Source organism: Brachybacterium sp. AOP25-B2-12 (assembly GCF_052378625.1).
Lineage (GTDB): Bacteria > Actinomycetota > Actinomycetes > Actinomycetales > Dermabacteraceae > Brachybacterium.
This window is the reverse complement of the sequence record NZ_JBQSXW010000004.1, coordinates 169511-180187: the sequence shown is the minus strand read 5'-3', so window position 1 is coordinate 180187 and position 10677 is coordinate 169511. Positions and strand designations below refer to the sequence as shown.

The 10677-nt window shown below is 74.2% G+C and carries 8 protein-coding genes; 5 read left to right on the top strand and 3 right to left on the bottom strand.

The window, feature by feature from the left end:
• The first annotated feature begins 12 nt into the window (after positions 1-12).
• Both ACT3TZ_RS04770 and ACT3TZ_RS04765 read left to right on the top strand, forming a co-directional pair.
• Entirely contained in the window at positions 13-459 is a 447-nt protein-coding gene (locus tag ACT3TZ_RS04770) for a cytidine deaminase (protein ID WP_444582246.1), read from the top strand.
• A 67-nt stretch (positions 460-526) separates the two neighbouring features.
• Positions 527-1822, top strand: a complete 1296-nt coding sequence (locus tag ACT3TZ_RS04765; RefSeq protein WP_444582245.1) for a thymidine phosphorylase — start codon at positions 527-529, stop codon at positions 1820-1822.
• A 67-nt stretch (positions 1823-1889) separates the two neighbouring features.
• Here the strand turns inward: ACT3TZ_RS04765 and ACT3TZ_RS04760 are convergent, their stop codons facing one another.
• Positions 1890-2960 (bottom strand): NUDIX domain-containing protein, encoded by a 1071-nt coding sequence (locus tag ACT3TZ_RS04760; RefSeq protein ID WP_444582244.1) that lies wholly within the window; start codon positions 2958-2960, stop codon positions 1890-1892.
• Between the two features lie 449 nt (positions 2961-3409).
• On the opposite strand from ACT3TZ_RS04760, the gene ACT3TZ_RS04755 reads away from it, so the two are divergent.
• A complete protein-coding gene (locus tag ACT3TZ_RS04755) occupies positions 3410-5440 on the top strand; it encodes a DUF222 domain-containing protein (RefSeq protein ID WP_444582243.1) in 2031 nt (676 codons plus the stop codon).
• A gap of 207 nt (positions 5441-5647) precedes the next feature.
• Positions 5648-6295: a deoxyribose-phosphate aldolase gene (gene deoC / locus ACT3TZ_RS04750; protein ID WP_444582242.1), complete on the top strand. Its 648-nt coding sequence runs from the start codon at positions 5648-5650 to the stop codon at positions 6293-6295.
• Positions 6296-6407: 112 nt separating this feature from the next.
• Here deoC and ACT3TZ_RS04745 read toward each other — a convergent pair whose 3' ends face one another.
• On the bottom strand, positions 6408-8165 hold the full coding sequence (locus tag ACT3TZ_RS04745) for a phospho-sugar mutase (protein WP_444582241.1): 1758 nt from the start codon (positions 8163-8165) through the stop codon (positions 6408-6410).
• On the bottom strand, positions 8162-9091 hold the full coding sequence (locus ACT3TZ_RS04740; protein WP_444582240.1) for a purine-nucleoside phosphorylase: 930 nt from the start codon (positions 9089-9091) through the stop codon (positions 8162-8164). The genes ACT3TZ_RS04745 and ACT3TZ_RS04740 overlap by 4 nt, the downstream gene beginning before the upstream one ends.
• A gap of 89 nt (positions 9092-9180) precedes the next feature.
• Here ACT3TZ_RS04740 and ACT3TZ_RS04735 point away from each other — a divergent pair, with 89 nt between their 5' ends.
• Entirely contained in the window at positions 9181-10638 is a 1458-nt protein-coding gene (locus ACT3TZ_RS04735) for an NAD(P)H-quinone dehydrogenase (protein ID WP_444582239.1), read from the top strand.
• Positions 10639-10677: the final 39 nt, after the last annotated feature.

Genomic DNA, 10677 nt, shown 5'->3' with positions numbered 1-10677 from the left:
GGGGGACGCGCGATGACGACCGGCCACGGCGAACCCGACCACGTCGCCGGGCTCGATGCCGACCGCGGACCGGACGCCGGGACGTTCACCCACCTCCTGGACGTCGCGACCTCCTTCGCGGCCCGCGCCTACGCGCCGTACTCCCGCTACCGGGTGGGTGCCGCGGCCCTCGTCGACGACGGGCGCGTGGTGGGCGGGTGCAACGTCGAGAACGCGGGATACGGCGTGACGCTCTGCGCCGAGTGCGGACTCGTCTCGGACCTCGTGGCAGGCGGCGGCGGGCGCCTGACCCACTTCGTGTGCGTCGACGGCGACGGCGGCGTGATCATGCCGTGCGGGCGCTGCCGGCAGCTCCTGTCCGAGCACGCCGCCCCGGAGCTGGTGGTGCTCACCCCGCGCGGACCTGCGAGGATGGACGAGGTGCTGCCGCAGGCCTTCGGCCCCGCGGACCTCGCCTGAACCCGGGTGCCCGGCGCCGCGAGGCGAGGGGCACGACCTGCACCCCCGCCCGCTCCCGAGGAGGACGATGATGACCACCGAGAGCTTCGACGCCGTCGACGTGATCCGGACCAAGCGCGACGGGCACCGCCTGTCGCCCGAGCAGATCGACTGGGTGGTCGACGCGTACACCCGCGGCGTCGTCGCCGAGGAGCAGATGGCCGCGCTCGCGATGGCGATCCTCCTCAACGGCATGGACCGCGAGGAGATCGTCCGCTGGACCCACGCGATGATCGACTCCGGCGAGCGGCTCGACTTCTCCGCGGCACTCTCGCTCCCCACGAGCGACAAGCACTCCACCGGCGGCGTGGGCGACAAGATCACCTTGCCGCTGGCCCCGCTCGTCGCGAGCTTCGGGGTGGCCGTGCCCCAGCTCTCGGGTCGCGGGCTCGGCCACACGGGCGGGACCCTCGACAAGCTCGAGGCGATCCCCGGCTGGCGGGCCGCGCTCAGCACCGAGGAGATGATCGCCCAGCTCGAGAGCGTCGGCGCCGTGATCTGCGCCGCCGGATCGGGCCTGGCCCCCGCCGACAAGAAGCTCTACGCCCTGCGCGACGTCACCGGGACCGTCGAGGCGATCCCGCTCATCGCCAGCTCGATCATGTCCAAGAAGATCGCCGAGGGCACCGCCTCGCTGGTCCTGGACGTCAAGACCGGCGCGGGAGCGTTCATGCGCGACGAGGCCGATGCGCGCGAGCTCGCCCGCACGATGGTCGACCTGGGCACCGACGCCGGGGTGCGGACGGTCGCGCTGCTGACCGACATGTCGGCCCCGCTCGGCCTGACGGCGGGCAACGCGCTCGAGGTGCGCGAGAGCCTCGAGGTGCTCGCGGGCGGAGGCCCGGCGGATGTCGTCGAGCTGACGGTGGCGCTGGCCCGCGAGATGCTCACCGCGGCGGGCCGCACCGACGTCGACGTCGAGGCGGCGCTCGCCGACGGCCGTGCGATGGACACCTGGCGCGCGATGATCTCCGCACAGGGCGGGGACGTCGATGCCCTGCTGCCGATCGCCACGGACACGACCGAGGTGCGTGCGGACGCCGACGGCGTCGTCACCGGGCTCGATGCGATGCAGGTGGGCGTGTCCGCCTGGCGGCTCGGCGCAGGCCGCTCGCGTCCCGGGGAGCCCGTCCAGGCCGGCGCCGGGGTCGAGTTGCATCGGACGATCGGCGACACCGTGCGGGCCGGAGACGTGCTCGCGACCCTGCACACCGACACCCCCGAGCGGTTCGGGCGCTCGGTCGAGGCCATCACGGGGGCATGGACCATCGAGGCCGATGCGACCGTGCCCGAGCGCCGGATCGTGATCGACCGGATCGCGTGATGCTCGCGGCGTGACGGCGTGACGGTGTAACGACGGGGTCGCGCGAGGGACCCCGGTGGCACCGAGGTCAGAGCGTCAGGGTGCGCAGCGCCGGCAGGATGTGCTCGGTCATCAGCGGTGCGAGGCGCAGTCCCCGGGGCGGCCGGTCGACGGGGCACCACAGCGCCTCGGCGATCTCCGCCCGGACCTCGACGTCGCGCGGCAGCCAGTCCGCCGCCGCGAGGAACACGCTCGCGTGCACCTGTGTCGCGGGCTCGTTGGCCGCGCGCGCCGTGAACTCCCCGAGCGGCTCGAAGGCATCGGCCTCCACGATCACGCCGAGCTCCTCGGCGATCTCCCGCTCGGCGCACTCGCGCGCGGACTCGCCGGGCTCGAGCTTCCCGCCGGGCTGCATGTAGGAGCCGGTGCCGCTCTTGCGCACCGCGAGCACCTCGAGACCCTCGGTGCCGATGCGGACGAAGCACACGGCGGCGATCCGCAGGATCTGCGGCGCGGCGGCGTGCTCGCGATGGTGGGACTCGGCCTCGGCGATCGTCGCGGCGGCGCGAAGGAGCGCCGTGCCCTCGCGCAGCCCCACGCTGCGCATGCCGGCGGCGCGCCATCGTGCGAGGTCCTCGGGCTGGTCCTGGGCCAGCGCCCAGCCGCGACGCACGAGCGTGAGCGGGGGCTTGCGCGCCTCGCGCAGATCCCGGGCCAGCCGCAGCCCGAAGACGAGGGGTGCCGGGCGGGACAGCACGAGGGCATCGGCCAGCAGGCCGACGGCGCGCAGCGGCGCGATCAGCTCGGAGGCGAAGATGCCCTCGGCGACGATGAGGGGTGCGTCCGTCGCATCGAGCGAGCGCGTGCCCGTGCGGCGGCTGCGGGAGATGGAGTACTCGGGGATCTCCGTGCGCCCGTCGTGGGCGAGCGCGGTGAGCGCGGACAGCGCGCGGTCCACGTCCCACGAGCGGGGGTCATCCCAGTCGACGATCCCGAAGCGCCGGGGGAGCTCGGCGTCGTCGTGGTCGCGGTAGAACTCGTCGAGCGGCACGAGGGGGAGCCCGAGGTCGCGGGTCATCAGTCCCTTCCCGCTCCCGGACGGGCCCGCGACCAGGACGATGCGGCGGGGGGCGTCGGAGGAGGGAGCGGGGACGGTCATGGTGCTCGATCCTAGACGGGGTGGGGGGAGGGGGTGAGCGGGTGGTGGATCGGCGGGCTGGGGAGTCCCCGACGACGGGGGTGCGGAGTCGGTGTTTCGGGGCCCGTGGTTCGGGCTGTGGACGACGGGCAGCGGGCGTTGGGGTCTGTGCCTTGGGGCGTGCGCCTCGGACAGCGGGCCTTGGGGCTTGTGCCTCGGGCCGCGGGAGGCGAGATCCTGCGTCCCGAGGTGCCGGATGCCGAGCGGAGGATGGTGACGTGGCCGGCTGGACGTGTGGGACGTCGGGTGGCGGATGGCGAGGCCCGGGGCCGGGTATTCACGTCGCCGAGCACCGTGTGCCGACCTGATCGGCCCGACGCGATGGACGCGGATCGCGCGACGTCCGGACGGTCCCCGATCACGGACGCGGGGATGCTTCGTCTGTCACACCCCTCCGGAAGGATCGGGTCATGGCGGTACAGGGGCAGGAGACGGCGGGCGGTGGAGGCGACCGTGCGCGCGGTGCCGTCAACAGCCACGGCCACGACCTCGTCTCGCGCGACGCCCGTCCCCGGATCCACCGCGACGACGCGGGAGGGTTCCTCGCCGGCGGGGCCGACCTGGCCCGCACCCGCGCCGCACTCGCCGAGATCGGCGCCGCGGGTTCCGTCGATCTCGTGGATCGGGGACCAGTCCTCGCGTCGTCGCGCGGCGTCGTTGCCTCGCGGGGTGAACGATCGGGACCGACGCCGCTCGACGCGCCCGCGCTCATCGACCTCCTGAGCGATCTCGACGGGCTGTGCGCCGCGATCGCCGCAGTTCAGGCGCGAGCGGTCGTCGCGCTCGAGGTCGCGGTGCGTGCGGATCAGGCCGAGAACGATGCGGCCGACGTCCCGCCCGCCTCGCCCGATGGTGCGGCGCGGCCCGACATCGCCTCGCGCATCGCCGCTCGTGAGGCGTCCATCGCTCTCCGGCGCTCTCCCGCCGGCGCCACCCGGCTCCTCGGGACGTCCCGGCGTCTGGTCCGCGACCTCCCCCGGATGCTCGCCCATCTGGCGCACGGGGATGTGGGCACCGAGGTCGCCCACGCCGTGTCCCGAGCCGCAGGTCCCGTCGACGCGGGGCTGCGTGGTGCCATCGATGCGGCGCTGTCCGCAGCCCTGCCCCACCTCGACGGTGCCGGCATCCGCCAATGGCAGGGCGAGGTCGACCTCCTCGCGCACCAGCTCCACCCCGAGGGTGCCCGCGATCGGCACGAGCGGGCCCGGCGCGAACGCGGTGTGACGTTGCGTCGGCGCGCGCACGGCATGGCGACGATCTCGATCACGACCTCCGGGATCGATGCCGCGCTCGTGCGCAAGCGGCTCTCGCTCGAGGCCGAGCGTCTCACCGTGCTGGGTGATCGTCGCGGGCATCAGCAGATCATGGCCGACCGGCTCGTCGACACCGTGATCGGTCGCAGCGAGGAGTTGGACCCGGTCACCCTCGACATCGGCATCATCGTGACCGACCGGTCCCTGCTGGGGCCGGAGGACGGCGATGCCGCGACCGTCGAAGGCTACGGTGTCGTCCCCTTCTCGGCCGTGCGCACGTGCCTCCAGGATGCTCTCCGCGCCCCGGAACCCGGCACCGAGGACCCTCTCGGTGCGGACGGGCCGGCCGTCAGGGCGGTCTATCGGCGCCTGTGGACCCATCCGACGACGGCGGAGCTCGTCGCCGTCGAATCGAAGGCCCGTGCGTTCCCGGCCGCCCTGCGACGGGCCGTGCTGTGGCGTGACGGGACCTGTCGCGGCCCCTACTGCGATGCCGATATCCGGCAGGTCGATCACGTCCGGGCGCACGCGGCCGGGGGAGCGACCTCGTGGGACAACGCCAACGGGCTGTGTGCGGCATGCAACCAGAAGGAGACCTTCACGCGCGGGGTCGTCGTCGAGCGGCGCGTCCGATGGATGACGCGCTACGGGCAGGAGGCGGGTCGCGGCGCGATGAGCCTGGTGGTGCGCCGATCGGCGATGGGCCGTGGCGTCGATCCGGGCGAGGTCGAGCAGGTGCACGGCGGGATGTCCCAGGACGTGGAGGACCTGGACGAGGTGTTGCAGGACGAGATTCCCCTCGCTGGTCGCACCTCGGCCGCGCTCGATCCGGAACATGGGCTCGCGCCGTCGGACACGGGGCCGATCGGTCGAAGAACTCATGTCGCTGAGGTCACGGCGGGCATCTCGGAGGTCGCGGACAGGATTGCCGCTCCGGCTGCTGCCGCAGGGGGTGGCGGCGTGCCGCCGAGCGGACGACAGGAGGTGACGTATCCCGGGCGTCCTGGAGGGTTCGGGCGCGTGGATCTCGTGTGGCCTGCACGCCCGGACGTCACGGCCCTGTGGTGCGGCCCGCTCGATCCGGGCGAGATGGCACGGCGGCCCGCACGGATCCGGCGTGGCGATCGACCCGGTCGCCGCGCGCGACATCGGTCACGACGGCGCGGGCCGGGGAAACGAAACGACTGAGAGCCGGGACGTCGGCCGGACCGTGGGGACAGACCCCTCGGCCCGGCCCAGAGCACGAGCTCTCCCACCAGACCGAGAATCGGCCTCGCCGACCCGACCGGGGGACGTGCGCTCCGACCGGGCCGGGACATCTGCCCCGCGCCGAGCTCGGCTCACCGGGTCCCGGCCGGCCCGGGAGGACGCTCCCTCCGTGCCACAATCGACCCCATGACGCACCTGGACACCGCTGACCTCGCCCGCCTCGTCGACCACACGCTGCTCAAGCCCGAGGCGACCCGCGCCGACGTCGACGCCCTCATCGCCGAGGCCGAGGACCTGGGCGTCTACTCCGTCTGCGTCTCGCCGTCGATGCTGCCCGTGACCACCTCGGTCAAGGTCGCCACGGTGTGCGGCTTCCCCTCGGGACAGCACGCGAGCGCCATCAAGGCCGCCGAGGCCGCGGATTCCGTCGCCCAGGGCGCCGATGAGGTCGACATGGTCATCAACATCGGCCTCGCGCGGAGCGGAGACGTCCAGGGACTCCAGGACGACATCCGCGCCGTCCGTGACGCAGCTCCTTCGCCGACGGTCCTCAAGGTCATCATCGAGTCCGCCGCCCTCACCGACGAGCAGATCGTCGCCGCATGCGAGGCCGCCGAGGCCGCCGGGGCCGACTTCGTCAAGACCTCCACCGGCTTCCACCCCGCCGGAGGCGCCAGCGAGCACGCCGTCGCCCTCATGCGCCGCACCGTCGGGGACCGGCTCGGCGTCAAGGCGTCCGGCGGGATCCGCACCCGGGAGGCCGCCGAGGCGATGGTCGCCGCGGGTGCAAGCCGGCTCGGCCTGTCCGGGACCCGCGCGGTGCTCGAGGGCTGAGCATCCGCGGGCGATGGCCGAGTCCGCCGCGCAGCGCTCGCCCGCCGATCCGATCCATTGAGCCCAGCCGTGCCGACCGGGTACGGGGCGGTCGATCGCGCGCTTCTCCGTCTCAGTCGACCCCGAGCGCCGTCCGCATGTCCTCGGTGATCCGCGTGAGGTGCGTCGCCGCCGCCACTCGCGCGAGCGTCATCGCGGCCTCGTCCGCACCCGCGGCGACGGGCTCGACGACCTCGAGGTAGCTCTTGAGCTTGGGCTCGGTGCCCGACGGGCGGACGATCACCCGGGAGTCGTCGGCGCACCGCAGCAGCAGTCCGTCCGTGGGCGGCAGACCCGTGGTCTCCACCGAACCCTCGGCGAGGTCCAGCACCTCGGTGACCTCGCTGCCCGCGAGCTCGGCCGGGGGGCGCTCGCGCAGCCGCGCCATCATCGTGCCGATCAGGGACAGGTCCTCGACGCGCACCGACAGCTGATCGCTCGCGTACAGCCCGTGCTCCCGCGCGAGGTCGTCGAGCACCCCGACCAGCGTCAGGCCCTCGGCCCGCGCGATCGCCGCCATCTCCGCGACGACGAGCGCCGTGGACAGCCCGTCCTTGTCGCGCACGACGTCCGGCAGCACGCAGTACCCGATCGCCTCCTCGTAGCCGAAGGCGATCCCCGGCGTGCGCGCGATCCACTTGAACCCGGTGAGCGTCGTCGCCGCCGGCCGACCGGCCGCCCGTGCGAGGGCGCCCAACCAGCGCGAGGACACGATCGAGTTGGCGAAGGTCCCCTGGTAGTCGTGGACGGCGATGAGGTGCGCCCCGAGGAGCACCCCCAGCTCGTCGCCGCGCAGCATCCGCCAGTCCCCGAGATGCGGGTCCAGGACGGCGGCGGCGCAACGGTCCGCATCGGGGTCGTTGGCGATCACGACGTCGGCCTCGACGGTCCGGGCCAGCTCGAGCGCGAGGTCGATCGCGCCCTTCTCCTCCGGATTGGGGAACGCGACGGTGGGGAAGTCCGGATCGGGGTCTGCCTGCTTGGCGACGGGGTGGATCTCCGAGAACCCCGTCCGGGACAGCGCCGCGACCGCGAGCTCGCCGCCCACGCCATGCATGGCGGTGTGCACGATCCGCACCTCACGCGGCCCGTCGGGCACCGGCAGAGCGCAGATGGCATCGAGGTAGGCCTCGCGGACGTCGGCGCCGAGAAGGCCCCAGCCGCTCGGGGCGACGGGGATCGACAGCACCGGACCGACGGCGGCGATGGCCGCGGCGATCCCGGCGTCCGAGGGAGGGACGATCTGCACCCCGCGGCCGTCGGGCTCGCTCGCCCGGCCTCCGAGGTAGACCTTGTAGCCGTTGTCGGCGGCGGGATTGTGGGAGGCGGTGACGACGACACCCGCATCGGCGTCGAGATGGCGCGTCGCGAAGGCGACCAGCGGGGTCGGGCAGTGCCCCTCGCTGAGGCGGACGCGCAGACCTGCGGCCGTCATGATCGCCGCCGATCGCTCGGCGAACGCCCGCGAGTTGTGCCGTGCGTCGTGGCCGATGACGACGAGCGGGGCGAGGTCGGTGCCGGCCCCGCCGAGCTCGGCCACGAGGAAGTCGGCCAGGCCCCGGGCGGCGCGCGAGACCACCGCGAGGTTCATGCGGCGCGACCCCGGGGCCATCCGGCCGCGCAGCCCGGCCGTGCCGAACTCGAGCGGCCCGTCGAAGGCGTCGGTGAGGTCGGCGATCACCTCGGCGTCGCCGGACTCCGCCCGGCCGATGAGGGCGTCCAGCTCCGTGGCGGTGCGGGGATCGGGGTCGTCCAGCACCCAGGCGCGGGCCCTGTCGAGGAGATCGCGCAGCGCTGCGGGCTCGGGTGCGTCGGTCGCGGGAGCGGTCATCGGGGGTCTCCGTCGGTCGCGGTGGGGGCGGCGCCTGCCACCGTGGGGCTCGCAGTGGGGTCGATGTCTGTGGCACCGGGATCTGAGCCGTCCGCGCGTTCCTCCGCGATGCGGCGCACGATCTCGGACAGCAGGCGCGAGATCCGCGGACCGGCCTCGCGCCCGGCCTCGAGGACCTCCTCGTGGCTCAGCGGAGTGGGACTGATGCCCGCCGCGAGGTTCGTGACGAGCGAGATGCCGAGGACGTCGAGGCCCTCGGCGCGCGCCGCGATGGCCTCGAGCGCCGTGGACATGCCCACGAGGCTCGCGCCGACGGCTCCGGCCATGCGGACCTCGGCGGGCGTCTCGTAGCTGGGCCCGCTGAACTGCATGTAGACGCCCTCGGCGAGCGTGGGGTCCACGGCCCGGGCGATCGCCCGCAGGCGGGGCGTGTACACGTCGGTCATGTCCACGAAGTGCGCGCCGCGCAGAGGGGTGGTGCCCGTGAAGTTGATCTGGTCGGCGATGAGCACGGGCGTCCCGGGCGTCCACGACCGGTCCAGGCCCCCGCAGCCGTTGGTGAGCACGAGGGTGCGGCATCCCGCCGCGGCGGCGGTGCGGACGCCGTGGACCACGGGATCCACACCCGCGCCCTCGTACAGATGGGTCCGGGCACCGAGCACCAGGGCGTGGGCTCCGCTGCCCGTGATCCGCACGGAGCGCAGCGTGCCCACGTGCCCCGCGAGTGCCGGGGCGCGGAACCCCGGGACCTCGGTCGCGGGTGTCTCCCAGACCGTCTCCCCGAGCAGGTCGGCGGCCGCGGACCAGCCGGAGCCGAGGACGAGGGCGATCTCGTGGTGGTCGACGCCGCTGGCGGCGGAGATCGCCGCGGCGGCCCGGGCGGCGAGCTCGTCGGGGGACGGGGCCGGGGGAGGGGTCGTGGTCATGGGGTCAAAACTACCGGGCGGGCGGCGGGGCCCGCGCGGCCTCGACCGTTCCCGCCCGGGCCGGAGGTGGGATCGGCCACAATGGTCCGGTGACCGATCCGAACCTCTCCCTGCCCGCCGACCCCGAGCGCCGACGCGGAGGTGACGGGACGCCGCGGGTGGTCGTGATCGGGGGCGGCCCCGGCGGCTACGAGGCGGCGCTCGTGGCGGCGCGCCACGGCGCCGAGGTCCACGTCGTCGAGTCCCGCGGGATCGGCGGCGCCGCCGTCCTGACCGACGTCGTGCCATCCAAGACCCTCATCGCGACCGCCGAGCTGCTGGACCAGGTGCAGGGCTCCGGAGACCTCGGGATCCGCACCGAGGCCGGCGAGGACCCCGCCGCCGGGGCCTCCCTGCGCGTAGACCTCGCCGCCGTCAACGCCCGCGTTCGGGCGCTCGCCGCCGCGCAGTCCGCGGATATCTCCCGCTCCCTGGCCGAGGCCGGCGTGCACGTCCACGACGGCCGCGGGCGCCTGACGGACCCGCACACCGTCGAGATCCTCGTCGACGGCGAGGTCGCAGGGTCCCTGGAGGCCGATGTCGTCATGCTCGCCACCGGCGCCGTCCCCCGCGAGCTGCCGTCGGCCCCCGTCGACGGCGAGCGGGTGCTCACCTGGACCCAGCTCTACGCGCTCGACGCCCTGCCCGAGCACCTCGTGGTGGTCGGCTCCGGGGTCACGGGCGCCGAGTTCGCGAGCGCCTATCGGGCCCTCGGCGCCGAGGTCACCCTCGTCTCCTCCCGGGACATGGTCCTGCCGGGCACCGACGAGGAGGCCGCCGAGGTGCTGCAGCGCGCCTTCGAGCGCCGCGGCGTCACCATCCGCTCCCGCAGCCGCGCCGGCTCGGTGATCCGCGAGGGCCAGAGGGTCCGCGTCGTCCTCGAGGACGGCGACGAGATCCTCGCCAGCCACGTGCTCATGGCCGTCGGCGCCGTTCCCAGCACCCGGGACCTGGGGCTCCAGGAGGTGGGGATCCGCACCCGCGACAGCGGGCACGTCGTCGTCGACCGGGTCTCGCGCACGAACGTCCCCGGCGTCTACGCCGCGGGCGACTGCACGGGCGTGCTGCCGCTGGCCTCGGTCGCGGCGATGCAGGGGCGGATCGCGATGCACCATGCTCTCGGGGACGCCGTCAGCCCGCTGCTGGTGCGCCAGGTCGCCCAGGCCGTGTTCACGGCGCCGGAGATCGCGAGCGTCGGCGTCACCTGGGCCGAGGTCGAGGTGGGAGAGGTCAGCGGCCGCATGCGCCTCCTGCCGCTCGTGAGCAACCCGCGCGCCAAGATGCAGGGGATCGACGAGGGGTTCGTGCGCCTGATCGTCTCGCCCGCCACCGGCACGGTCCTGGGCGGCACGATCGTCTCCCCGCGGGCGAGCGAGCTCATCCATCCGCTCGCGCTTGCCGTGACCCACCGGCTCTCGGCCGACGACCTCGCGGCAGCGTTCACGGTCTACCCCTCGGTCTCCGGCTCGATCGCCGAGGTCGCGCGACGGGCGCCGCAGATCACCTGAGCGGCGCTCGCGCGGGCGGAGGACGCCGGGAGCGGGGCT

Bases quoted from the DNA above. Each gene is read 5' to 3' on its own strand.
- ACT3TZ_RS04770 (WP_444582246.1), top strand. From the start codon at position 13: ATGACGACCGGCCACGGCGAACCCGACCACGTCGCCGGGCTCGATGCC.
- ACT3TZ_RS04765 (WP_444582245.1), top strand. From the start codon at position 527: ATGATGACCACCGAGAGCTTCGACGCCGTCGACGTGATCCGGACCAAG.
- ACT3TZ_RS04760 (WP_444582244.1), bottom strand. From the start codon at position 2,960: ATGACCGTCCCCGCTCCCTCCTCCGACGCCCCCCGCCGCATCGTCCTG.
- ACT3TZ_RS04755 (WP_444582243.1), top strand. From the start codon at position 3,410: ATGGCGGTACAGGGGCAGGAGACGGCGGGCGGTGGAGGCGACCGTGCG.
- deoC (WP_444582242.1), top strand. From the start codon at position 5,648: ATGACGCACCTGGACACCGCTGACCTCGCCCGCCTCGTCGACCACACG.
- ACT3TZ_RS04745 (WP_444582241.1), bottom strand. From the start codon at position 8,165: ATGACCGCTCCCGCGACCGACGCACCCGAGCCCGCAGCGCTGCGCGAT.
- ACT3TZ_RS04740 (WP_444582240.1), bottom strand. From the start codon at position 9,091: ATGACCACGACCCCTCCCCCGGCCCCGTCCCCCGACGAGCTCGCCGCC.